This window comes from Azonexus sp. (assembly GCF_049652925.1).
Classification (GTDB): domain Bacteria; phylum Pseudomonadota; class Gammaproteobacteria; order Burkholderiales; family Rhodocyclaceae; genus Azonexus.
The window spans coordinates 57210-81417 of the sequence record NZ_JBASFI010000015.1; the positions used below are offsets into that span (position 1 = coordinate 57210).

At 62.5% G+C, this 24208-nt stretch carries 21 protein-coding genes; 10 read left to right on the top strand and 11 right to left on the bottom strand.

Going from position 1 to position 24208, the window contains the following annotated elements:
- Positions 1-10 precede the first annotated feature (10 nt).
- The 3 genes from WBK19_RS07585 (at position 11) to WBK19_RS07595 (ending at position 2436) form a co-directional block, all read left to right on the top strand.
- Complete coding sequence (locus tag WBK19_RS07585) at positions 11-1240, top strand: phenylacetate--CoA ligase family protein (protein WP_511288441.1); 1230 nt, start codon at positions 11-13, stop codon at positions 1238-1240.
- Between the two features lie 14 nt (positions 1241-1254).
- A complete protein-coding gene (locus WBK19_RS07590) occupies positions 1255-1755 on the top strand; it encodes a hypothetical protein (protein WP_511288443.1) in 501 nt (166 codons plus the stop codon).
- Positions 1756-1857: 102 nt separating this feature from the next.
- Entirely contained in the window at positions 1858-2436 is a 579-nt protein-coding gene (locus WBK19_RS07595; RefSeq protein WP_511288445.1) for a hypothetical protein, read from the top strand.
- 83 nt (positions 2437-2519) lie between these two features.
- Here WBK19_RS07595 and WBK19_RS07600 read toward each other — a convergent pair whose 3' ends face one another.
- The 3 genes from WBK19_RS07600 to WBK19_RS07610 are packed head-to-tail and all read right to left on the bottom strand — an operon-like array spanning position 2520 to position 5000.
- Complete coding sequence (locus tag WBK19_RS07600) at positions 2520-3638, bottom strand: PQQ-dependent sugar dehydrogenase (RefSeq protein WP_511288447.1); 1119 nt, start codon at positions 3636-3638, stop codon at positions 2520-2522.
- A gap of 38 nt (positions 3639-3676) precedes the next feature.
- Entirely contained in the window at positions 3677-4540 is an 864-nt protein-coding gene (locus tag WBK19_RS07605) for an SPFH domain-containing protein (protein WP_511288449.1), read from the bottom strand.
- 19 nt (positions 4541-4559) lie between these two features.
- A complete protein-coding gene (locus WBK19_RS07610; protein ID WP_511288537.1) occupies positions 4560-5000 on the bottom strand; it encodes an NfeD family protein in 441 nt (146 codons plus the stop codon).
- A 182-nt stretch (positions 5001-5182) separates the two neighbouring features.
- On the opposite strand from WBK19_RS07610, the gene WBK19_RS07615 reads away from it, so the two are divergent.
- Positions 5183-6082 carry an AEC family transporter gene (locus tag WBK19_RS07615; RefSeq protein WP_511288451.1) on the top strand — a complete coding sequence of 300 codons (900 nt, stop codon included), beginning with the start codon at positions 5183-5185 and terminating at the stop codon, positions 6080-6082.
- On the opposite strand, the gene WBK19_RS07620 is transcribed toward WBK19_RS07615, so the two are convergent.
- Positions 6083-6571 carry a PhaM family polyhydroxyalkanoate granule multifunctional regulatory protein gene (locus WBK19_RS07620; RefSeq protein WP_511288453.1) on the bottom strand — a complete coding sequence of 163 codons (489 nt, stop codon included), beginning with the start codon at positions 6569-6571 and terminating at the stop codon, positions 6083-6085.
- Positions 6572-6661: 90 nt separating this feature from the next.
- Here WBK19_RS07620 and WBK19_RS07625 point away from each other — a divergent pair, with 90 nt between their 5' ends.
- The gene (locus WBK19_RS07625; RefSeq protein WP_511288455.1) at positions 6662-7324 is read left to right on the top strand and encodes a response regulator transcription factor; all 663 of its coding nucleotides are present in this window, start codon (positions 6662-6664) and stop codon (positions 7322-7324) included.
- Here WBK19_RS07625 and WBK19_RS07630 read toward each other — a convergent pair.
- The 7 genes from WBK19_RS07630 to WBK19_RS07660 form a co-directional block, all read right to left on the bottom strand.
- Positions 7294-9387: a sensor histidine kinase gene (locus tag WBK19_RS07630; RefSeq protein ID WP_511288457.1), complete on the bottom strand. Its 2094-nt coding sequence runs from the start codon at positions 9385-9387 to the stop codon at positions 7294-7296. The genes WBK19_RS07625 and WBK19_RS07630 overlap by 31 nt on opposite strands.
- A gap of 16 nt (positions 9388-9403) precedes the next feature.
- The gene (locus tag WBK19_RS07635; protein ID WP_511288459.1) at positions 9404-10156 is read right to left on the bottom strand and encodes a class I SAM-dependent methyltransferase; all 753 of its coding nucleotides are present in this window, start codon (positions 10154-10156) and stop codon (positions 9404-9406) included.
- Between the two features lie 249 nt (positions 10157-10405).
- Positions 10406-10777, bottom strand: coding sequence for a hypothetical protein (locus WBK19_RS07640; RefSeq protein ID WP_511288461.1), 372 nt, complete (start codon positions 10775-10777; stop codon positions 10406-10408).
- A 262-nt stretch (positions 10778-11039) separates the two neighbouring features.
- Entirely contained in the window at positions 11040-14486 is a 3447-nt protein-coding gene (locus WBK19_RS07645; protein WP_511288463.1) for an indolepyruvate ferredoxin oxidoreductase family protein, read from the bottom strand.
- 118 nt (positions 14487-14604) lie between these two features.
- Positions 14605-16470, bottom strand: a complete 1866-nt coding sequence (locus WBK19_RS07650) for a HAMP domain-containing protein (RefSeq protein ID WP_511288465.1) — start codon at positions 16468-16470, stop codon at positions 14605-14607.
- A 2-nt stretch (positions 16471-16472) separates the two neighbouring features.
- Positions 16473-17864 carry an FAD-binding oxidoreductase gene (locus WBK19_RS07655; protein ID WP_511288467.1) on the bottom strand — a complete coding sequence of 464 codons (1392 nt, stop codon included), beginning with the start codon at positions 17862-17864 and terminating at the stop codon, positions 16473-16475.
- Positions 17861-19162, bottom strand: coding sequence for a GNAT family N-acetyltransferase (locus WBK19_RS07660; RefSeq protein WP_511288469.1), 1302 nt, complete (start codon positions 19160-19162; stop codon positions 17861-17863). Before WBK19_RS07660 ends, WBK19_RS07655 begins: the two co-directional genes overlap by 4 nt.
- 122 nt (positions 19163-19284) lie before the next feature.
- Between WBK19_RS07660 and WBK19_RS07665 the strand changes: the two genes are divergently transcribed.
- The 5 genes from WBK19_RS07665 to WBK19_RS07685 all read left to right on the top strand — a co-directional run bounded on the left by WBK19_RS07665 (position 19285) and on the right by WBK19_RS07685 (position 24208).
- Positions 19285-20688, top strand: coding sequence for a branched-chain amino acid ABC transporter substrate-binding protein (locus WBK19_RS07665; RefSeq protein ID WP_511288471.1), 1404 nt, complete (start codon positions 19285-19287; stop codon positions 20686-20688).
- 71 nt (positions 20689-20759) lie between these two features.
- On the top strand, positions 20760-21683 hold the full coding sequence (locus tag WBK19_RS07670) for a branched-chain amino acid ABC transporter permease (protein WP_511288473.1): 924 nt from the start codon (positions 20760-20762) through the stop codon (positions 21681-21683).
- Positions 21680-22741 (top strand): ABC transporter permease subunit, encoded by a 1062-nt coding sequence (locus tag WBK19_RS07675; RefSeq protein ID WP_511288475.1) that lies wholly within the window; start codon positions 21680-21682, stop codon positions 22739-22741. The genes WBK19_RS07670 and WBK19_RS07675 overlap by 4 nt, the downstream gene beginning before the upstream one ends.
- A complete protein-coding gene (locus WBK19_RS07680; RefSeq protein WP_511288477.1) occupies positions 22738-23511 on the top strand; it encodes an ABC transporter ATP-binding protein in 774 nt (257 codons plus the stop codon). The genes WBK19_RS07675 and WBK19_RS07680 overlap by 4 nt, the downstream gene beginning before the upstream one ends.
- Positions 23504-24208, top strand: a complete 705-nt coding sequence (locus tag WBK19_RS07685) for an ABC transporter ATP-binding protein (RefSeq protein ID WP_511288479.1) — start codon at positions 23504-23506, stop codon at positions 24206-24208. The genes WBK19_RS07680 and WBK19_RS07685 overlap by 8 nt, the downstream gene beginning before the upstream one ends.

Below are 24208 nucleotides of genomic sequence, written 5' to 3' on the forward strand. Positions count from 1 at the left end.
GAAAAATGAAATGAGCTATTACGACCCGCTCGAGACCCGCGATCCGGATGAGCGCGAGGCGGATTTGATGGACAAGCTGGCGCGGCAGGTGGCGCATGCCAAGGAAACGACGCATTATTATTTTCAGTCGCTGGCCGGGATCAACCCGTTTGAATGCGCGACGCGAGAGGCGCTGGCCAGATTGCCGCTGACCCGCAAGCGCGATCTGATCGAGTTGCAGAAAAAGACGCCGCCCTTTGGCGGTCTGAACGCCTTGCCCCGGCACAAGGCCAAGCGGGTGTTCGCTTCGCCCGGGCCGATCTATGAAATGCAGGGCAAGGAAACCGACTCGTGGCGCATGGCGCGCGTGCTGTACGCCGCCGGCTTTCGCGACGGTGACCTCGTGCACAACTGCTTTTCCTACCACTTCACGCCGGGCGCTTTCCTCATGGAAGGCGGCGCCCGCAAGCTTGGTTGCGCGGTATTCCCGGGCGGTACCGGGCAGACTGAGCAGCAGGTTCAGGCCATGGTTGATCTCAAGCCGGAAGGCTATGTCGGTACGCCGTCCTTCCTGCGCATCATCGTCGAGAAGGCCGAAGAAATGGGCGCCGACATCAGTTCGCTGCGCAAGGCCTGCGTCTCCGGCGAAGCCTTGCCGGGTGTGACCCGGCAGTGGCTCAACGAGCGCGGCATTACCGTTCGTCAGTGCTATGCGACGGCCGACATCGGCGCCATCGCCTACGAAACCGAGGCCGAGGAAGGCATGGTCGTCGAGGAGGAAATCCTCGTCGAAATCGTTCGTCCGGGTACCGGCGATCCGGTCGAGCCGGGCGAAGTCGGCGAAGTTGTTGTCACTACTTTCAACCCGGATTACCCGCTGATCCGCTTCGCCACCGGCGACCTCTCGGCCATCCTGCCCGGCCGCTCGCCCTGCGGCCGCAGCAATATCCGGCTCAAAGGCTGGATGGGCCGGGCCGACCAGACGACCAAGATCAAGGGCATGTTCGTCCATCCCGAGCAGGTCGCGCAGATCGCTGCCCGCCATCCGGAAATCCACCGCATGCGGCTGGTCGTCGACAACCCGGGCGGCCAGGACCGCATGGTGCTCCATTGCGAAATTGAGGCCGGCCACGAGGCACTCGACGCAGCGCTGGTCAACAGCCTGCGTGAAATGACCAAATTGCGCGGCGAAGTCGCATTTGTTACGCCGGGGGGCTTGCCCAATGACGGGAAGGTGATCGAAGATAGCCGGATCTATTGATCCGGGAAATTGCCATGCGAATTCTCCTCGTTGTGCTGGCCTGTCTGACGCTGTCGGCGCAGGCCGCCGAGCCGGTATTGCGGCCTTCGGCCAAGCTGCTGTTCAAGCAGCCGGAACTGCTGCAGGCCGGTCAATGCGTGCGCTACGAGGAGGGCGGCAACGGCTGGGTGGTGACTGATCCGGTTTTTTTCCTGAAAGGTGAAGTGCTGTCCGCCGAAGTGCGCACCCGCCATCTCGGCAAATGCCCGGTGGTGCCCGGCAAACCGCTGGAAAGATACAGTCGTGACGAATTCAACCGCCATGTCCAGGCCTTCCCGTGCGTCGCCGAGGGCGTTGCCGAGCGCGACGAACAGAGCGGTGTCGTCCGAGTCCGCGTCACCGACTGGGAAACACCGCATGCCAAAAAAGCCGAGAACGCCGGCCGTCTGTATCGCGGCATGTTCGTCGAGAAAAAGCTCGAAAAAGGCATGGAAATCGAACTGGAAGCAGACCTCCTCACCATCTGCGGACTGTAGGCCGGCCACCCGCCTCGTCCGGCGCGTGACGCCCGACGCCTGATCGGGCACACTCCCTGAAGTGCAGATTTGCTGCGCCTATCCAGCGAAAGATCAGGGGCCATGGACAAGAATATCGACGAACTGCTGGCGAAAATCCGCGCCCTGCAGGACGAACTCGAAGAGGAATACCGTCAGACCCGCGACGAGTGGGCGCAAAAAAAGATCGAGCTGGCCGAAGAATTCCAGCGCCAGCAACGCCGCTACAAGACCGGGCTGTTCCGCTTCCTGCTGCGCACCCGCCTGCTCGTCGCCCTCACCGCGCCGCTCATCTACCTTGGCTGGATTCCCTTCCTGCTCATGGACCTCTTCGTCACGATCTTTCAGGCCATCTGTTTTCCGGTCTACCGGATTCCCAAGGTGAAGCGTTCGGAGTATCTGGTTTTCGACCGCCAGGACCTGCCATATCTCAACATTGTCGAAAAATTCAACTGCTTCTACTGCTCATACGGCAACGGTGTCGCCGCCTACACGCGGGAAGTGGCGGCACGCACCGAGCAGTACTGGTGTCCGATCAAGCACGCCCGCCGCGTCAAGGCCGCCCATGAGCTCTACCCGAATTTCTTTGATTTCGGCGACGCCGAGGCCTACCAGCAAGGTCTCGCCCGGCTGCGCCGGCAGTATGAGGAAGAGGCGGGCTGAGCAGCCGGTGCTTGCCACGGTCAACCCGAAAAAAGCCGCAAATTTGAAATTCTGCCGCCCGGTAGTTGGGCTGAAACGGCTGGCTAGTCGGCCACCAGCCTGAGCAGTTGGCCGCTACGTTCGTCGGTCAGCAGGTAGATGGTTCCGTCCGGCCCCTCGCGGACATCCCGCACCCGCTGGCGCAGGCCGGTCAGCAGCTTCTCTTCGCGGACGACACGCGGGCCATCCATCTCCAGTCGGGCCAGATAGCTGAATTTGAGCGAGCCGACGAGCAGACTGCCGCGCCAGGATTTCCCGTAGCGTTCGCTGCGCACAAAGGCCATGCCGGATGGCGCAATCGATGGCACCCAGTAATGCAGCGGCTGCTCCATGCCGGCCTTGCGGGTCAGGCCGTCGCCGATGGCACCGCCACCGTAGTTTTCACCATAGGTAATGACCGGCCAGCCGTAGTTCTTGCCCGGCTCGGGGCGATTGATTTCGTCGCCGCCCTGCGGACCATGTTCGTGCATCCACAGCTGGCCGTCCGGGCCGAGCGTGGCGCCCTGTCCGTTGCGGTGGCCGTAACTCCAGATTTCGGGCAGCGCGCCGGGCTGTTTGGTGAAAGGATTGTCGGCTGGCACCGATCCATCCTTGGCAATTCGGATCACCTTGCCGTGATGGTTGTCGAGCTTCTGGGCATCCGCCATGCGCGAACCGCGTTCGCCGAGGGTCAGGAAAAGCCGGCCATCGTCGGCCTCGACGATGCGGCAGCCGAAATGAAGGCGGCTGCTGATTTTCGGCGCCTGCCGGAAGATCGTCGTCACTTTTTCCAGCCGTCTGGCGTCGTCGGATAGGCGGGCCGACGCGAGCGCCGTCGAATTGCCGCTGCCCTGCGCGGCCGGTTCGGCGTAGCAGAAATAGATCATCCGGTTGCGGGCAAAATCGCGGTCGGCGACCACGTCGAGCAGGCCGCCCTGGCCGGTGACTTCCACCGCCGGCAGACCGTCCACCGGGGCGCCAAGCTTGCCGTCGGCGGCAATTATGCGCAGCCGGCCCGGGCGTTCGCTGACCAGCATCCGGCCATCGCCGATGAAGGCCAGCGCCCACGGGTGGTCGAGTCCGCTGGCGACGACTTCCGTGCGCGGCTCGCCGCTTAGCGCCGCCAGCGGCAGCGCGGTCAGGGCCGCGAGCAGAGTGGTCGAGAGCCAGGTACCCTTCGGCATTTCAATTTTGCCGATTATTTCCGGTTGACCGTGGCAGTTCAGCCCGCGACCTTGTTGCGCCCGAACAAGCCCTTGACCGCTTCCTGCAGGTCGGCCGGCAGCACGATGACCTTGGCGTTGTCCTTCTCGCCCATGCGCTCCAGCGCGGCGATGTATTTTTCGCCCAGCATGTAGGACATCGGGCCGGTCTTGTCGCCGATGGCGGCGGTGATGCGGCGGATTGCCTCGGCCGAGGCTTCGGCCAGCATGACCTGGGCGTTGGCGTCGCGCTTGGCCGATTCGAGGCGCGCTTCGGCTTCGAGAATGGCTGCCTGCTTGGCCCCTTCGGCCCGGATCACCACGGCCTTGCGCTCGCGCTCGGCGGCGGCCTGCATTTCCATGGCCTTTTGCATCGACTGCGAGGGCTTGATGTCCTGAATCTCGACGGATTTGACCGTCAGGCCCCAGTCCACCGCCTCGTCGGCAATGCTTTCGCGCAGCCGGGCCTTGATCTTGTCACGCGACGACAGCGCCTCGTCGAGCTCCATTTCACCGACGATGGAGCGCAGTGTCGTCATGATCATGTTGCGGATGGCTTCCGAGAAATCGGTGATGCCATAGACCGCCTTGACCGGGTCGGTGACCTTGATGAAGGCGATGGCGTTGGTCAGGATCACCGCGTTGTCGCGGGTGATGACCTCCTGTTCCTGGACGTCGAGGATGATGTCCTTGGTCACCAGCTGGTAGGCCACCTTGTCGAGGTAGGGGATGACAATGTTGAGGCCGGGCTTGAGCGTGCCGTGGTATTTGCCGAGCCGCTCGACGATCCATTCCTCGCCCTGCGGCACGATGCGCACGCCCTTGGCGATGGTGACGATGACAAAGACCAGTATGGCCAGCGTGACGACAAATCCTGCGTTCATGTCCATTTTTTTGACCTCTTTAAGCCTTGGCTACCTTGAGAAAACTGCCTTCCACCGAGACGACCCTGACCCGTTCGCCAGCGGCAATCGTCGTGTCGGCGATGCAAGCCCATTCTTCAGAGCCGAGCAGCGGCCCCTGAAAACGCACCTTGCCGCGGGCGAAAGGGGCGACGGCCCCGACCAGCAGACCGACTTCGCCGATGACCTCGCCGTCCGCCGTGCCGGCCCGGGTCTTGACGAAGCTCTGCTTGAAAACGCGGAACCAGAGCACGACCATGGCCAGCGAGGCGACCGTCCACGTGGCCAGCTGGGCGGTCAGCGAAAGATCAAAAGCCAGCGCGAGCAGGCCGACGAGCAGCGCGCCGAGGCCGAACCAGACGATGAAAAACGAGGGGACGGCGAGTTCGGCAAGAATCAGCGCAATGCCGCCGACAACCCAGTGCCACCATTCGAGATGCATGTTCTTCTCCTTTTCCGGGCCAGTATTTCGGGTTTGCCGGACAGGGTCAAGGCGGATTTCGATTTTGGCCATTATTTCCGGTTGACCGTGGAAGTCGCCAAACAATTCAGTTTGTCATACCCGCCTACGCGGGAATGACCGGTAGTTCGCACAGTCGCCAGCGGGTTTAATAGAATGCCCCAATGAACACCGCGCTGCTTCTTCTCCCCGACTTCGCCCTGATCCTCCTCGGCACCGCCATCCGCCGCTGGATGCATCTGGGTGACCATTTCTGGAGCGGCGTCGAGAAGCTGGTCTATTTCATCCTGTTTCCGGCCCTGCTCATCAACGCCATCATCAAGACAAAGCTCGACATCGGCTCGGCGCTGCCGCTGCTCGCCACCGCCCTTGCCGCAATGGCGGCCGGCATGGTGTTGGGACTGATCCCCAAGCTGTTCAGCCGCCTGCCGGCGCTGACCTACGCCTCGATGTTCCAGTGCGCCTACCGCTTCAACTCCTATATCGCGCTGGCTGTTGCCGGCATGCTCTTCGGCGCCCCGGGCATTGCCACGATGGGGCTGATCGTCGGCGCTGCCGTGCCTTTCGCCAATCTCGTCTCGGTCTGGATGCTGGCCCGCCACGGCGAGGTCGGCCTGTGGCGCGAAGTGGCGCGCAATCCGCTGATCTGGGGGACGGCCGCTGGTTTTCTGCTCAATCTTGCCGGCTTCGTGCCGCCGGCACCGCTGCAGGCCTTTCTCGGGCGGCTGGCCGATGCTTCCATCGCGCTCGGCCTGATCACCGTCGGCGCCGCCTTGCGCCTGGACAGCACACCGGGGGTACGGGGGTTTTCCGTCTGGCTGGTGGCCGTCAAGCTGCTGGCGCTGCCCCTGGTCGCCATCGGCGTCGGATCACAGCTCGGACTGACCGGCCTCAATTATCAGGTAGCGGTGCTTTTTGCTGCGCTGCCGACCGCCTCGTCGGCCTACATTCTGGCCATGCGCATGGGCGGTGACGGCAAGAGCGTCGCCTGGCTCATCTCGGCGACGACGCTCGGGTCCATGCTCACGCTGCCGCTGTGGGCAGCGTGGCTGGCCCGGCTCTGATTACTTCTTCGCTGCCGGACGTTTGGTCTTCGGCTTGGCTGCCTCTTCGGCTGCGGCCTGAGCGGCTGCTTCAGCACTTTGCTGCATCTGCTCGCGCATTTGCTGCATCATCTGCCACGGCCACATGGCGGCGTCGGACATGGTGCTGTTTTCCGGATGGATCGCGCCCTGGAAGAAATTTGGCGGCGGGGCCACCGGGGCTTCCGGCGCGGCTTCCGGGGTCATCGACTTGGCAGCGTCCTTGGCCATCTTGCCCATGGCTTCAACAGCGCCGACCGTGGTGCGCTGCATTTCGAGGCCCTGAATGGTCATCTGCAGCATCGACAGGTTCATGCGCAGCCAGCCTTCGACCGCCTTCATGTCCTTGATGCGCTTGTCCAGTTCTTCAACGTCGAAAGTGGGGGCGACCATGCCGGGCAGCGAGAAGCCCATGTTGCCCCACATGCTGCGCATGAAATTGAGGGGGTCGTGTACTTGATTGTCGGACATCTTCGTCTCCTTTATCTTGTGTTTTGTCATCTTAAACCACTTAGGCTATGCAAAATGATAAATTAGCGCCCTGTTGAATAAGGGGGGCCTATGTTGAAACTGTTGGTGGTGGAAGATCACGCGCTCGTTCGCGAAGGCTTGGTCCGGCTGCTCGGTCAGGTTGAGCCGGGAGCGCAGGTGCAGGAGAGCGCGGATTTCGAAGCGGCGCTCAATGTGCTTGATAACGAAGGCGAATTTGATCTGGTCCTGCTCGATCTGGCCTTGCCGGGGATCGACGGCTTTGCCGGTCTCGACATCCTGCGTCGGCGTTACCCGGCGATGCCGGTCGCCGTCGTCTCGGCCTTCGACGATTTGCCGACCATCACCCGCGTGCTCAATCTCGGCGCCTCCGGTTTCATCCCCAAGGCGTTTTCCGGCGAGGCGCTGCTCTCGGCGGTGCGCGAAGTGCTGGCCGGCAACATCTTCCGGCCGACCGGCCAGGCCGCCTCCCAGCTTGATGACATGAGGCCGGTGCCGCCGTCGAAGTCGGGCGTGCGCCCCGACGAAATCGGCCTGACCGATCGTCAGGGCCAGGTCCTGGCGCTCATGGTGCGCGGCATGTCAAATCGCGACATCGCCGACCAGCTGGGACTTTCTGAAGGCACCGTCAAGATTCACGCGACGGCGGTGTTCAAGACGCTCGGCGTCAATAGCCGGACCCAGGCGCTGGTCGCTGTCGCCCGTTACGGCATCGACTTCGAAAGCGTCTTCTGAAGCTGGTTGAGTAGCGCCCGCAGCTTGGCCGGCCGAATCGGCGCCGGCAGGGCGTGGGCGCCGGGTGGCAAAGCCTGGCCGGCGGCGCCGACCAGAACGATGAGCGGTGTGCCGGGCGCCAGTTCGGCGCTGACCGCCGCCGCATGTTCGACATCGCTGATCAGCACGACATTTTCCGGTGGCCGTTCGCTGCCACTGCGCTCGGCGACGCTGACGGCAAAACCCCAGCCTTTAAGGAGGCCAACGCAGGCCACCATGTCATCCGAGTTGCCGATGCAATGAACCTTTTCCGCCGCCTGCGCCGGGCTTACCGGATTCTGGGCGACAATCCCCGGCGGGCTGCCGGCGACGCGTAGCGAGAAGGTGGTGCCCTCGCCGAGCCGCGAGCGCAGCGCGACCTGAATGTCCAGCGCCCGAGCCAGCCGGTCCACGATGGACAGCCCGAGACCCAGCCCCTTGCTGTGTTCGCGGGCGACGTTGCCGACCTGATAGAACTCGGCAAAGATCGCCGCCTGATGTTCCCGGGCGATGCCGATGCCGCTGTCGCGCACTTCGATCAGCAGTTGCTCGCCACGGCGCCGGGCGACGATGAGAACCCGTCCACCCGGCATCGTGTAGCGCAGGGCGTTGGAAACCAGGTTGGCGATCATCCGGTCGAGCAGCAACGGATCGGTGTTTGCCCACAGCGCGCTGGGCCGGAAACGCAGCGTAATGTTGCGGTCGGTGGCGGCGCGTCGGAAAGAATTTGCCACCCGCTCGAAAACCGGTTGCAGCGGGAAAGGGCGGCAGTCCGGCTTGATCCCCGCGACATCAAGGCGGGAAATGTCGAGCAGCGAATCGAGCAATTCGCCGAGCATGGTGGTCGATGCAGAAATCTGTTCGGCCAGCCGCGGCAGTTCGCTCGGTGTGCCGCTGCGGAGCTGGCGCTGCAGATCGGCCGAGAACAGCGAAAGGGCGTGCAGCGGTTGCCGCAAGTCATGGCTGGCGGCCGCGAGAAAGCGGCTTTTGGCCGTATTGGCGCGCTCGGCCGCATCCTTTTGCCCGGCCAGTTCGACCGTCGCTTCGTGGATGCGCTCCTCGAGATGATCGTGGCTGGCAGCCAGCTCGTTCGTCATGATCGACATTTCACGCACCTGGCGACGAACCAGCATGGCCCCGACGAAGAGCACGATGCTGACCAGCAGGCCGAGCGAGGCCAGTTCGAAAAGCCGGGTTTGCCAGGCGGCGAGCAGCGTTTTTTCCGAAATGGCGGTCAGGATGCGCAGGTCGGAGAAGCCCGGCACTTCGGCTACCGAGACGAGCAGGCCATTGACCTTGGCCAAACCGTTGGTCGGCACCATGTCCCGCAGCTTGCCATCAAACAGAACAGTCCCCGCCTTGGCGCCGAGGACGGCCGATTGTCGGCTGGTATCGCTGGGCCGGCAGGAGGCGACAATTTCGCCGCGGGCGTTGGTCAGCACCGCCTCAAAATCGTCGGACAGCCGGTTCGACCAGCAGAAATCCTGCAGGTAGGCGGGTTCGATGGCAGCGAAGACAGCGCCCGAGAACACACCGCCATCAGCCGTCAGGCGCCGGCTGATGGCATAAGTGTAGCGCCCCGAATTGCGGCCGACATAGGGGCCGAAAGTCGACACGTCGGCGCCATCTTCGAGTGCCACGAAATACGGTCGGTCCTGGACGTTGATGTGCGGCGTCGGGAAGTGCGTCGAAATGAAACGCTGGTTGCCGTGGCGATCGAAGACGATCAGGTCGCGCAGCTGCGGCATCGAGCGCGAGTGACGCTGGGCGATGTATTCCCAGCCCCGGGACGACTCCCACTTTTCCCAGTCGCGACGGGGGCCGGAAAGATCGCTGGCGGTGTCGCGCAGCAGCACGTCGATCGCTTCGAAGGTACGCGCCGTGTGTTCCGCCATCATCAGGCTGAAATGTTGCAGGCGGCGTTCGCCGACCTGGAGATCGTTGTGGCGGACCAGCGTCAGGTCGACGACAAAGACGAACAGAATGATCAGCGTGCCGGCCATGGCGGCTGTCAGGGCGAGGGTTTCGGGCTTTCTCGTGCGCATCTGCCGGCCGGCTCGCTTACTGGACCTGGTAGCAGTAGAGCGGACGAGGCGGTGTGCAGTCCACGTCGATGATGCGATCCGGCGTCGCCCCGGGAACCGGGAAGCTATTGCTGATGAACAGGCTGCCCGGCGCCATTTCCGCCCTCACCTTTTCCCAGAGCCGGGGCATCGGCGCCGGCGAGAGAAAGGCATAAACCACATCGTACTCACCCAGCTTGGCCTGCCACAGATCGTCCCAGCGCCAGCGGATGTTGGGCCGGCCGAGGCTGAAGAAGCGCCCGACCAGCCAGGTCAGCGGAGCGTTTTCATAACCGGTGAAATGGCTGTCAGGCAGCGCGTCGGCCAGCGGCACGGTAGTGCTGCCCAGCCCCGCGCCGAGGTCGAGAAAACGGCTCGGGCCGCGTTCGACGAGCAGCTCGGCCAGGGCGGCGACCGTCTGCTTGTTCGACAGGTAAAGCGGCACCTGCCCCGACAGTGCGCCGCGAAAGACCATCAGCAGCAACATGGCGGCAAGCAGGAACCAGAGCGGGTCGATGGCCAGCCCCTGGGTGTACCAGACGAGCGGCATGAAACTGGCATGCATGACACGCCACCACCAGGGTTGCCGCGAAACCGTGGCAAAAAACAGGGCAACGCCGCCGATAGCCAGGCTGGTTTCCAGCCACGGCATGGCTTCGGCCTGAAATCCGTAGTAGGGCCAGGCGATAGAGAGAACAAGGATGACAGCCGCCCCTTGCAGGGCGAACTGTCGTTTCGGCGTTGAAGTCATCCGCCGATTTTATGCGATCAGCGCGGAACTCGCCTTTTCTCTTGAGTGAGTGGTCAGTTCGGTCGGTGCGCTCAGCGAGCGAGGGGAACCGAATACGCCGGGTTGGAATGGTTTGCCGGGAAAGCTGCCAGCCGCGACGATTTCAAATTTGGCCGAAATTTCCGGTTGCCCGTGGGAATGGTGAAAACGCTGAGCAGATGGGTCAAAACGCTATTTGAGCCTGGCCCCTTATTTTGTTTGAACTCAGTATTATGTTGTACGACGAAGACCCAGCAATACGGCTTCGAGATCTGCTTGGGCTACCGATGAGCTGCCGAGAGCATCTTGGCGCATGGCCGCTACCATCTCAGTGAAGGCTCCGCACTGCTCCGGAGTATTCATGGCTGCGCCCAAGCGTTCAAATGCTGCAAATGCTGAGATGACAGCAGGGGCACCGTATAGCGAGATTCTGCATTTTGCATCTGCTGTCTTGGCGCCAAGTTGTCGCCCTTCCGTTGAGTTTTTTTGATGCCCGAGATTGGCGTGCTCACTCACGCATTGCAAATAATCTGCGTATGCCTTTGCTCGGAGATCGCGCTGGTGCTTTTTGTTGTCCAAGTGCCGCGTGAACATGAACTGCAACACAGCTCCGACAACGAGACCGATTAATGAAATGACGGCGGAATTAATTCGGCTTCCTTTGCAACATAACGTTGCAGGGTTTAAAGGCGGGTATAGAGGGGGCCTAGCTCAATTTTTGAATATTAGGAGACAGAACACGGTTATTGACCCGCTGAAACAGTAGTCTGCCCCCCTGTTATTTAGTCGATGGCGTTTTTGCCATCGATTCTCAGGCAACAGCATACGGAGCGGGTGATCTAATGTCGAGTGGGTACGGCGTGGTTCAAGCGAACTGCCGCAACGCCTCCCGTCGGCCTGCCGCTTTCTTGGCCGCTTCGCTGCGGACCGGTCCAAATCCGCGCACTTCGGCTGGCCAGTTGGCCAGTGCCACGAGTTCCGGACTGGTGCTGTGCCGGACGATTAAATCGAGGTCGGTTTCGTAGTCGGCGAGCAGCTTGTGGTCGAGCGCTTTTTCCGGGCCAAAGCGGAAGGGGTCAAGCCAGCTGCCGCGCAAGCTGCGGGCCTTGGCCAGCACTTTGAGCACGGGCAGGAGCCAGGGGCCGAAGGTGATTTTCTTCGGCCGGCCGTCCGGGCCGTGTTTGGCCAGTAGCGGCGGGGCGAGGTTGAAACTGAGGCGGAGGTTGCCGTCGAATTGCTCTTCGAGTTGCTTGAGGAAATTGCCTTCGGTGTATAGGCGGGCGACTTCGTACTCGTCCTTGGGGGCGAGCAGGCGGGCGTACTGGGTGGCGACGGCGCGGGTCAGGGCGTCGTTGCCAAGGCGGCGGATGGTTTCGACGCGGCTGGCGTAACGGACGGCCAGGTGGGCGTTCTGGTAGGCCGTGAGGTGTTCCATGCGGCTGGCGATGAGTTCGTCCAACGTTTGTTCCGGCAAGAGCTGTCCGGTCAGCGGGCCGGCGATTTTGGCGACGCGCTCCGGGTCGGTCGCGGCGCGTCGGCCCCATTCGAAAGCCTGACGATTGGCGTCGACGGCGGCGCCGTTGAGGTCGATGGCGCGGTCGAGGGCGGCGGCGGAAACGGGCACCAGGCCGAGTTGCCAGGCGTAGCCGAGGAGCAGCATGTTGCCGTAGAGGGCGTCGCCCATCAGTCGGTTGGCCAGGTGCTGGGCGTCGATGAACTGGACGTGATCGGCGCCGAGGGTTTCGTTGAGCTGCGTCTTGAGGCCGGCCAGCGGGAAGTGCCAGTCGCGGTTGCGCGTGAAGTCGGCGGTTGGCGTGTCGGTGCAGCTGACGACGGCGCGCGTGCGGCCTTCGAGCATTTTTGACAGGGCTTCGGTGCTGGCGCTGACGACGAGGTCGCCGCCGAGTACGGCATGGGCTTCGCCGGTGGCGATGCGGGCGGCGTGGATGTCTTCCGGGCGGTCGGCGATGCGCAGGTGGGAGAAGACAGCGCCATATTTTTGCGCCAGGCCGGTCATGTCGAGGGTAGAAATGCCCTTGCCGTCGAGGTGGGCAGCCATGCCGATGAGGGCGCCGAGAGTGATGACGCCCATGCCGCCGACGCCGGTGATGAGGAGGTTGTAGGGCTGGGTCGTGGCCGGCAGTTTGGGCGATTTCAAAATTGGCCAATTTTCCGGGTTGACCGTGGGATTGCTGCCTTTTTTGAGTTTGCCGCCTTCGATGGTGACGAAGCTCGGGCAGAAGCCTTTGACGCAGGAGAAATCCAGGTTACACGACGACTGGTCGATCTGGCGCTTGGTGCCGAAGGCAGTTTCGACCGGGATGATGGACAGGCAGTTGGATTGCACCGAGCAGTCGCCGCAGCCTTCGCAGACGGCTTCGTTGATGACGACGCGCTGGGCAATGGCCGGCATCTTGCCGCGTTTGCGCCGGCGCCGGGCTTCGGTGGCGCAGACCTGGTCGTAGATGAGGACGGTGACACCGGGTTCTTCGCGCAGTTCACGCTGCACGGTGTCGAGTTCGTCGCGGTGGCGGATCGGGACGTTGGGGGCGAGGTCGGTGATCTCGGCGTATTTGGCCGGGTCGTTGGTGACGATGACCATCTTGCCGACGCCCTCGGCTTCGAGCTGGCGCGTGATGCGGGCGACGCTCAGGATGCCGTCGACGGGCTGGCCGCCGGTCATCGCCACGGCGTCGTTGTAGAGAATCTTGTAGGTGATCGGCACCTTGGCGGCGATGGACTGGCGGATGGCGAGGATGCCGGAGTGGAAATAGGTACCGTCGCCGAGGTTGGCGAAGATGTGTTTTTCAGTCGTGAAGGGCGCCTGGCCGACCCAGGGCACGCCTTCGCCGCCCATGTGGGTGAAAGTTGAGGTTGACCGGTCCATCCACGTCACCATGTAGTGGCAACCGATGCCGGCGACGGCGCGCGAGCCTTCGGGGACGCGCGTCGAGCTGTTGTGTGGGCAGCCCGAGCAGAAATGCGGCTTGCGCTCGGCGAGGACGATGGGGGTCAGCGCCGCTTTCTGCTTGGCTTCGATCACGGCGAGGCGGGCGGCGATGGTCGGCGAGGTGAAGAAACGGCCGATCCGTTCGGCAATGACGCGGGCGATGATGGCGACCGGCAGTTCCCCGGTGGCCGGCAGCAGCCAGTTGCCTTCGGACCACTCGCCGATTTCGTCGAACTTGCCGATGACGCGCGGGCGAACGTCGTCCTTCCAGTTGTACAGCTCTTCTTTCAACTGATATTCGAGCAGTTGGCGCTTTTCCTCGACGACGAGGATTTCCTCCAGCCCTTCGGCAAATTGGCGGACGCCTTCCGGTTCGAGCGGCCAGACCATGCCGACCTTGAACAGCCGGATGCCGATTTCGCCGGCCAGCGCGTCGTCGATGCCGAGTTCGTCGAGGGCCTGGCGGACATCGAGGTAGCTTTTGCCGGCGGTCAGGATGCCGAGCTTCGGCGTCGGCGAATCGATGATCAGCTTGTTCAGCCCATTGGCCCGACAGTAGGCCAGGGCCGCGTAGAGCTTGTGGTTGAGCAGGCGGGCTTCCTGGACCAGCGGCGGGTCGGGCCAGCGGATGTTGAGGCCGTCCGGCGGCATTTTGAAATTTGGCGGAAAAATCGGGTTGACCGTGGAACCGTCGATACTGACCGAAGCCGATGTCTCGACCGTGTCGGCCAGTGCCTTGAAGGCGACCCAGCAGCCCGAATAGCGGCTCATCGCCCAGCCGTGCAGCCCGAAATCCAGGTATTCCTGGACGTTGGCCGGGTAGAGCACCGGCATCATGACCGCCTTGAAAAAATGCTCGGTCTGGTGCGGCAGGGTGGAGGATTTGGCCGCATGGTCGTCGCCGGCGATGACCAGCACGCCGCCGAATTTCGAGCTGCCGGCGGCATTGGCGTGGCGGAAGACGTCGCCGCAACGGTCCACGCCCGGCCCTTTGCCGTACCACAGGCCGAAGACGCCGTCGTATAGGGCGCCGGGAAAGAGATTGACTTGCTGGCTGCCCCACACGGCCGTCGCCGCCAAATCTTCGTTGAGGCCGGGCTGGAAGGTGATGTGGTGTTCGGCGAGGTGTTCCATGGCCTTCCACAGGCCGAGATCAAGATTGCCGAGTGGGCTGCCGCGATAGCCGGAAATGAAGCCGGCGGTATTGAGCCCGGCGGCGAGGTCGCGTTCGCGTTGCAGCATGGGCAGGCGAATCAGCGCCTGGGTGCCGGTCAGGAAGACGCGGCCGGTGTGGCGGGTGTATTTGTCGTCGATCGACGCGGACAGGTCGTCCGGCAAGGGCGGTTGAGCCAGGTTGCTCATGGGGGTCTCCGGTTTTGACGCCTTGTGGGCGGTTTCGGTCAGCCGGCGCCGGGGGTGGTGGCGCCGACTGCATGGAGGTTGGATTGTGCTGGCCGGCGAACGTTCCGGCTATGCGGGATTACCCGGGCAAACCGAGACGCAGCGTGAAGCTGAAGGTGCTGCCGACGCCTTCCTGACTTTGCACCGTCAGGCGGCCGCCCATCAGGTCGACGAGCTGGCTGGAGATGGTCAGGCCAAGGCCGGTGCCGCCGAAATTGCGGGTGGTCGAACCGTCGGCCTGGGCGAAGGCATGGAAGATGGCTTCCAGACGGTCGGCCGGGATGCCGATGCCGGTGTCGGCGATGTCGACGGCCAGCATCATGTCGCTGGCGGCTGTTTCGACGACCTGCGCGGAGACCACGATGCGGCCGGTGAGGGTGAATTTGACGGCATTGCCGATCAGGTTGAGCAAAACCTGACGGATGCGCAGGGGGTCGCCGATCAGGGTTTGCGGCAAATCGGCCGGCAGATTGCATTCGCTGCTCAGGCCCTTGTCCTTGATCTGCGGCGTCATCAGGCGGAGGACGTCGTTGACCAGGGGGGCGAACTCGAACGGCGTATGTTCGATGTGCAGCTTGCCGGCCTCGATCTTCGAGACATCGAGAATGTCGTTGAGGATGGCCAGCAGGCTGTTGGCCGATGCCTGGGCAATGTTCAGGTATTCCTTGGTCTCGTCATCGAGCCTGTTCATCCGGGCCAGTTCGATCATGCCGATGACGCCGTTCATCGGCGTCCGCAGTTCATGGCTCATGTTGGCCAGAAATTCGCTCTTCGCCTTGTTCGCCGCTTCTGCCGACTCCTTCGCGGTCGCCAGGTTTTCCATCATTTTCGAGCGCTGCTCCTCACTGGCCGCCAGCGCCAGTTCCGCCTCGTTGCGGGCGCCGAGAAACTCGTTGAAGGCGGCGGCGACGGTACTGATTTCGCTACTGCCGATTTCGGCCACCGGTTCGGCGGCTCGCCCCGGACGCATGGCGCTGGCCCGTTGGCGCATGGCGGCAGCCAGTTGGCCGAGCGGCCTCGAGATGCGTACCGAGAAGAGCCAGAGCAGCGGGGCGGCGAGCAACATGAGCAGGATGGTAATCGTCGCCATCCGCTGCTCGATGTTGCGGATGGGCTGGAAGGCCTCGCTGCTGGGAACGACCGAGGCAATGATCCAGTCCGTCGAGGCCAGTCGCTTGAAGGTGAACAGGCCGACCAGCCCGCGGCTGTTGGTGCCCTCAATAGTCCCTTCGAAGCCGGCGAGCGCGCGGTCAAGGGCCAGGTTGGATCCAACCGGGGCAACCTCCTTCATGATCCGCTGCTTATCCGGATGGGCAATGATCAGCCGGTCCTTGCTGACCAGATAGAGATAGCCGGCCTGCCCTATCTTGCGCGTTCCCAGCGTGCCGATCAGGTTGGGCTTGTAGAGGTTGAGGACGCCACCGAAGATGGCAACGAGTTCGCCCCGGGCATTGAGGACCGGGGCCGCCATGACGACGATCGGCTGCTGCGTGGCCTTGCCGAGGATGGGTTGGGAAATGGTCGGCTTGAGCGTTTTTTGGACGTTCTGGATGTAGTCCCGGCTACTCATGTCGAGATTGCGTCGTCCCGGCTTGATCGGCCAGTCGACGAGCAGCAGGCCCTTGGCGTCAAAAATGTAGAGGTCGTCGAACAGCGTCAACAGGGTGGGGCGCTCGCGCAGATGGCGTTCGAGGGCCGCGAGGTCGGTCATCCGGTCTTGCGGCACGGTGCTGGATACCGTGGTCAGGGCGCGCAGGCGCTCCTGCAGCTTGTCGTCGATATTGCCGGCCAGTTCGCCGAGGAAGGCAAACTGCTCGGCTTCGATGCGTTTGCCGAGATCTTCGCGTAGAACCGAGTATTGGCCGAAAAACTGGACGAGGAGGAGAACCAGCGCCGTGCCGATGGCGCCAACCGTGAGTTTGAGTTTGAGACTGTAGGGCGACATGGTCAAAGTGCCGGCGGCAGGATTTTTCCGGGATTCAGGATGTTTTTCGGGTCGAGCGCCTGCTTGATCGAATGCATGACATCGACGGCGACATCGCCATGTTCGCGTCGCAGGTATTTGCGCTTGCCCAGCCCGATGCCGTGCTCGCCGGTACAGGTGCCTTCCATGGCGATGGCGCGCTCGACGACGCGCTGGCTGATCCACGCCGCTTCCGCCATATCTTTTTCGTTGCCGGTGTCGACCAGTACGACGAGGTGAAAATTGCCGTCGCCGACGTGGCCGAACAGGGCAATCGGAATGCTGACCTGGGCGATGTCTTCATTGGTCGCCGCGATGCACTCGGCGAGCCGGGAGATCGGTACGCAGACGTCGGTCGGGAAGCAGCGGCAGCCGGGTTTCAGTTGCAGGCAGGCGAAATAGGCGTCGTGGCGGGCCTGCCACAGCCGACTGCGATCTTCCGGTCGGGCGGCCCACTCGAAATGCGTGCCGCCGAGGTCATCGGCGATGCCCTGTACGGTTTGCGCCTGCTCCTCGACCGAGGCCGCACTGCCGTGAAATTCGAAAAACAGCGTTGGCGCCTCGGCCAGCGTGGTCTTGCTGAACAGGTTGATGGCCTTCAGCGACAGGGCGTCGAGCAGTTCGATGCGGGCTACCGGGACGCCGAGCTGGATGGTCAGGATGACCGCCTGGACGGCCGAATCGATGTCCGGAAAGGTGCACACGGCGGCCGAAATGGCCTCGGGAATTGGGTAGAGCTTGACGGTCAGTTCGGCCATGATGCCGAGCGTGCCTTCCGAGCCGACGAGCAGCCGGGTCAGGTCGTAGCCGGCTGACGACTTGCGGGCGCGGCCGCCGGTTTTCATGATGCGGCCGTCGGCCAGAACGGTGGTCGTGGCCATCACGTTGTCGCGCATCGTGCCGTAGCGCACGGCATTGGTGCCCGAGGCGCGTGTCGCCGCCATGCCGCCGAGCGTTGCATCGGCACCGGGGTCGATGGGGAAAAACAGGCCGGTGCCCTTCAACGCATCGTTGATCTGTTTGCGCGTGACGCCGGCCTGGACTGTTGCGTCGCCATCTTCGGCGTGGATGACAATGATTTCGTTCATGCCCGAAAGATCAAGCGAAATGCCGCCGCCCGGTGCCAGCACATGGCCTTCGACCGAGCTGCCGACGCCGTAGGGAATGACCGGTATGCCGTGTTCGGCGCAGAGTGCCACGGTCAACGCGATTTCTTGGGTGTTTTCGGCAAAGACGACGCCGCCCGGCAGCATCGGGTCATGGACGGATTCGTCGCGGCCATGCTGCAGGCGCGTCGAGTCGCCCTGGGAAAATCGATGCTGGAAGTGTTGTTGCAGCGCTTGCCGGAGTGCGTCCGGTATCGATGGGGAAGTCACGGGAGGAATCGGGTCGCCTGATCGAGATCCGTGTGGGTATGCCCTTCGTAGAGCGCCGTGACGAACTTTCGCCAGACCAGATCCGGTTCGCCGATGCGGAAGCCGCAGTAATGCTGGTCATCGACATCGGTTTCCTGAACGACCTGAACGGTCAGTCGGGAGATTTCATTGAGGCCAAGCTGGACGGTGGCGTTGAGCCATACGTCAGGCGGGACTTGCTCGACGATGCGGGCCCGGAAACCGTAGCGCGACACTTCATTGACTTCGATGTTGATCGGCTTTTCAAACAACGGTGTTGCGTTGTTGAGGCGGGCCGGGCACTTGACCGAGAAGCGGCGGTGCTGGCGAATGAGCGGTGCGGTTCCCTTTTCGGGCAGGGGCGGCAGAACGCTGCGATATTCCGGCAGGTCGTAGATGAGGTGGAGCAGGGCCTTCTTGCGGTCGCTCAGCTCGGCGAAGACATTTGTTTTTTTGTTGAAGAAGTAGTCGATCAGGTCAGGCGTCAGGACCGGGTCGTTGGTCGTGAAGAAGCGCCGGTGCGGAATCTGGATGTTTGGGAGCTTGGTTTCGACGAAATAGTGATAAAGATTCCGGTTATTGGCCTTGCCGGCGTAGGCCTTGCGCATGATTTCCGGCGCGTGCTTGAGGTCGAGCGAGGCGCCGACGGCCGGTGCGCCATTGACGAAGTCGTAGTTCTCGACGATGTTGGCGGTCAGCCGCTTGAAGAAAAGCAGCGACTCGTACATCTCGATATGGCGCGGATTGACCGCGATGACCAGATGACGGGTATCGAAGAAGGTCGTACAGTATTCGTACATGAACTTCATGAGCGGGAAGAGGATGGTTCCTCCCGTTCGCCGGAAGCGCGGATGCACGGCGAGGGCCGACACCTCGGCGATATTGCCTTCCTTCTCGCGGACGCCGGTCAGGTCGAAAATGCGCTGCAGCGGAAAGCCGATGGCGCTTTCACGGATCAGCGACAGGGTGCCGACGACCTGGTCGTCGAATTTGGCACACAGCGTCGTTGTGGACGGCAGGGCATGATAGACCGTGACGCGCATGCCGGATGGGTCGGGGGTCATGAAGCCGCTGCTGACATAGGCGTCGTGCAGCAATTTGAAGCAGGCTTCGAGCTCTTCCTTCGTCTCGGCGATTTTCAGGACCAGGCGCTTGTTGGGCTCGGGATCGCAGTCCACGAAGGAGCGATAGACGTTATGGCGGCTCTTCTGCGGCAACATCGCAAAAAGCTTGCGTGCAGTCTGGCTGAAGTAGAACCGCAAACGGGCTAAGGCCGGCATCAAGCGCACTCAAAGGAAAAACTACGTTTTTATCATAGCACCTTATGATTGACATGAATCAGGTGCCTCCGGACAATCGGAGGATACCGTTTTATCCCCCCCAGAGATCAGGAGAAACACCGATGCAAGCCAAGCTTTCCGTAGTTGCCCTCTCCGTTGCTGCTGCTTTTGCCCTGTCAGCCTGCGGCCAGAAGGAAGAACCGAAAATCGTTGCGCCCGCCGCGCCGGCCGCCAAGCCGGAAGTGGTTGTCAAGCTCGGCCATGTTGCACCGATGACCGGCCCTCAGGCGCACCTCGGGAAGGACAATGAAAATGGCGCCGTGCTGGCCATCGAGGAACTGAACGCCAAGGGCATGGAAATTGGTGGCGCCAAGGTCAAGTTCGAACTGCTCAACGAAGACGACGCTGCCGACCCGAAACAGGGCGCCATCGTTGCCCAGAAACTGGTCGATGCCAAGGTTAACGGCGTCATCGGTCACCTCAATTCGGGCACCACCATCCCGGCCTCCAAGCTTTACGCCGATGCCGGCATCCCGCAGATTTCCGGTTCGGCGACCAACCCGAAATACACGCAACAGGGCTTCGCCACGGCTTTCCGCGTCATGGCCAACGACGTCCAGCAAGGCAAGAGCCTCGGCGAGTTCGCCGTCAAGCAGGGCGTCAAGACCGTGGCCATCGTCGATGACCGCACCGCCTACGGCCAGGGTCTGGCCGACGAGTTCAAGAAGGCGGCCGAAGCTTCCGGCATCAAGGTCGTGGCCAACGAATACACCACCGACAAGGCGACCGACTTCAAGGCCATCCTGACCAAGATCAAGTCGACCAAGGCCGAAATGGTCTTCTTTGGTGGCATGGATGCGCAGGGCGGTCCGATGGCCAAGCAGATGAAGGAACTCGGCATCAAGGCCAAGTTCCTCGGCGGCGACGGCGTCTGTACGCCGGAATTCATGAAGCTGGGCGGCCCGGCCACCGAAGGCCAGTTCTGCTCGCTGCCCGGCATGCCGCTGGAAAAACTGGCCAAGGGTCCGGAGTTCCGCGAGAAGTTCAGCAAGAAGTTCGGTGCTGACATCCAGCTTTACGCACCGTATGTTTACGATGCCGTGATGGTCATGGCCGATTCGATGAAGCGGGCCGATTCGGTCGAGCCGGCCAAATTCCTGCCGGCCATTGGCCAGACCAAGTACGACGGCGTGACGGCGATGATCGAATTCGATGCGCTGGGCGACCTCAAGGGCGGTGCCATTTCCATTTACAGGTACACGGGTGGCAAGCTCGAATACGTCGAGACGCTGGGCGGTAGCACGATGGAATCTGCCAAGTCTGAAGTCAAGGAAGCCGTGGCTGAAGTGAAGGATGCGGCCAAGGCAGTGGCCGGTGCCGCGACGGCGGTCGGCAAGGAAGCGGTCAGCGACGTCAAGGATGCTGCCAAGGCAGCGACCGAGGCTGGCAAGGATGCCGTCAAGGCGGGCGCCGAGGCGGTCAAGAATGCCGCCGATGCGACCAAGGCGGCGGTCGAGAAGAAGTAATCGTGTAATCCGCAGCACCGAAACGGCACCGCAAGGTGCCGTTTCCTTATGTTCAAAAAGAAAAAGACTAAATGGATATTTTCCTCCAGCAGATCATCAACGGTCTCGTCCAGGGCAGCATCTACGCGCTGGTCGCGCTGGGCTACACGATGGTCTACGGGATCATGGGGCTGATCAATTTTGCCCATGGCGAGGTGGTGATGATCGGTACGCTGGTCACCATCACGGTGGCCGGTTCGCTGATCAAGGCCGGCATGCCGGTGGCGGTGGCCGGGCTGGCCGGCATGATGGCGGCGGTGCTGGTTTGCATGGCGCTCGGCTGGGCGCTCGAACGCGTCGCCTACCGGCCCTTGCGCAACGCGCCGCGGCTGACGCCGCTGATCACGGCGATCGGTATGTCCATCGTCCTGCAGAATCTGGCGATGATCATCTGGGGGCGGAACTACCTGACTTTCCCTTCGCTGCTGCCCAAGGTCAATTTCGAATGGGCGGGGGCGCATTTCACGATGATCCAGGTCATCATCGTGGTCGTTTCGGCGGCGACCATGGGCGGTTTGCTGCTGCTGGTCTATCGCACCAAGCTTGGCATGGCGATGCGCGCTACGGCGCAGAACCCGGCGGTGGCCAGCCTGATGGGCGTCAATATCAATCGCGTCATCGCTGCCGCCTTCGTCATCGGCTCGGCGCTTGGCGCCGTGGCCGGCATCATGGTCGGCACCTATTATGAAATTGCCCACTACCAGATGGGCTTCATGCTCGGCCTCAAGGCCTTCACGGCGGCCGTCCTCGGCGGCATCGGCAATCTGGCCGGGGCCATGCTCGGCGGCATCCTGCTCGGCATCATCGAGGCGCTCGGGGCGGGGTATATCGGCGACCTGACTGGCGGCTTCCTCGGCAGCCACTATCAGGACATCTTTGCTTTCGTCGTGCTCATTGTCGTGCTGATGTTTAAGCCGTCCGGCTTGTTCGGTGAGAAGACGGGGGACAGGGCATGAATTTTGGCCGTTTTTTCCGGTCGACCGTGGGAATCGGCCTGACCGCCGCGTTTCTGGTCGCCTTGCCGTTTATCGCCGCGACCGGCGGTCAGGCCTGGGTGCGCATTCTTGATTTCGCTATCCTTTACGTCTTCCTGGCGCTTGGTCTCAACATCGTTGTCGGCCTGGCCGGCCTGCTCGACCTCGGCTACATCGCCTTCTATGCCGTCGGCGCCTACACCTGGGCGCTGCTGGCGAGTCCTCACTTCGGGCTGCACTGGCCAATCTGGGCCATTCTGCCGATTGGTGCCGGGCTGGCCTGTTTTGCCGGCGTGCTGCTCGGCTCGCCGACGCTCAAGCTGCGTGGCGATTATCTGGCCATCGTCACCCTCGGTTTTGGCGAAATCGTCCGCATCTTCCTGAATAACCTGAACGCGCCGTTCAATCTCACCAACGGTCCGCAGGGCATCACGCTGATCGATCCGGTCAGTTTCGGCGCCTTCAAGTTCTCGGGAACGACGCAGATTTTCGGCTTTGCGCTCAGTGGACCGCAGAAGTATTACTTCCTGCTCGTCGCGCTGGCCATTCTCGTCATCATCATCAATGTGCGTCTGCAGAATTCGCGCATCGGCCGTGCCTGGCAGGCCATCCGGGAAGATGAGATTGCTGCCAAGGCCATCGGCATCAACACGCGCAATCTCAAATTGCTCGCCTTTGCCATGGGCGCCAGCTTTGGCGGCGTCGCCGGCGGCATTTTCTCGGCCATGCAGGGCTTCGTCTCGCCGGAAAGCTTCTCCTTGCTGGAATCGATCATGATTCTCGCCATGGTGGTGCTGGGTGGCATGGGCCACATTCCCGGTGTCATCCTCGGCGCCGTGCTGCTCACGGTGCTGCCAGAGGTCCTGCGCTATGGCGTCGGGCCGCTGCAGATGGCCGTCTTCGGCAAGATGCTGATCGATCCGGAAAGTCTGCGCATGCTGGTTTTCGGGCTGGCCCTGGTGCTCGTCATGCGCTTCAAACCGGCTGGCCTGTGGCCGTCGCCGGAACGTCAGCGCGAGTTGCAGGAGACCGGCAAATGAGCGCGAATTTGCCAAAACTGCTGCTCGAAGCGAAGGCGGTCGCCAAGCACTTCGGCGGCGTCAAGGCGCTGCGCGATGTCTCGCTGAGTATTAATCATGGCGAGATCTACGGCCTGATCGGCCCGAATGGCGCCGGCAAGACGACCTTCTTCAACTGCATGACGGGGCTATACATTCCGGATGGCGGCGGCTTCACCTTCGACGGCACGCCGCTCATCGCCGATGCGCCGGACAAGGCGGCAGCGCGCGGCATTGCCCGCACCTTCCAGAACATCCGACTGTTCGGCAACATGACAGCGCTCGAAAACGTCATGGTCGGCCGCCACGTGCGGACGAAGGCCGGCGTGCTCGGCGCGATGTTCCAGAACGCTGCGACCAAGGCTGAAGAAGCGGCAATCCGGCAAAAGGCCATCGACCTGCTGCACTACGTCCGGATTGAGGAACGCGCTGACGATTTAGCCCGCAACCTCTCCTACGGCGACCAGCGCCGGCTCGAAATCGCCCGCGCACTGGCCACCGAACCCAAGCTGCTCTGCCTCGACGAGCCGGCCGCCGGCATGAATGCTACCGAAACGGAACAACTGCGCGACCTGATCGACGGCATCCGCCGTGACGGCACGACCGTCCTGCTCATCGAGCACGACGTCAAGCTGGTCATGGGCCTCTGCGACCGCGTCGCCGTGCTCGACTACGGCGCGCTGGTCATCGAGGATGTGCCGGCCGTCGTGCAAAAAGATCAACGCGTCATCGAGGCTTATCTAGGTGCTTGAAGTAACCGGACTCCACGTCGCCTACGGCGGCATCCAGGCGGTGCGCAGCATCACCTTTCACGTCAACGAAGGCGAGACGGTGGCGCTGATCGGGGCCAACGGCGCCGGCAAGACGAGCACGCTCAAGGCGATTTCGCGGGTGCTCGATGCGGTTGGCGGCGACGTCCATTTCTGTGGCGAAGACATCACCCGCATCGCCCCGCACCACATCATCCGCAAGGGCATCGCGCTGGTCCCCGAAGGGCGCGGCGTCTTTCCCCGGCTGACCGTGCTGGAAAACCTGCACATGGGCGCTTACATCCACAATGCTGCGGTCGACGTCGAAAAAGACCTGAAAATGGTTTACGGCTATTTCCCTCGCCTCAAGGAGCGTGAAAGCCAGCTGGCCGGCACGCTCTCCGGTGGTGAACAGCAGATGCTGGCCATCGGCCGCGCCTTGATGAGCCGGCCGAAAATGCTGCTGCTCGACGAACCGTCGATGGGCCTGGCACCGATCATGGTCCAGAAGATTTTTGAAGTCGTCCGCGCCGTCGCCGCCGATGGCATGACCATTCTGCTCATTGAGCAGAACGCCCGGCTGGCATTGCAATCGAGCCAGCGCGGTTACGTCATGGAAAGCGGCGAAATCACGCTGAATGGTGAGTCGGCCATGCTGCTCGATGATCCCAAGGTCCGCGCTGCTTACCTCGGCGAGTAA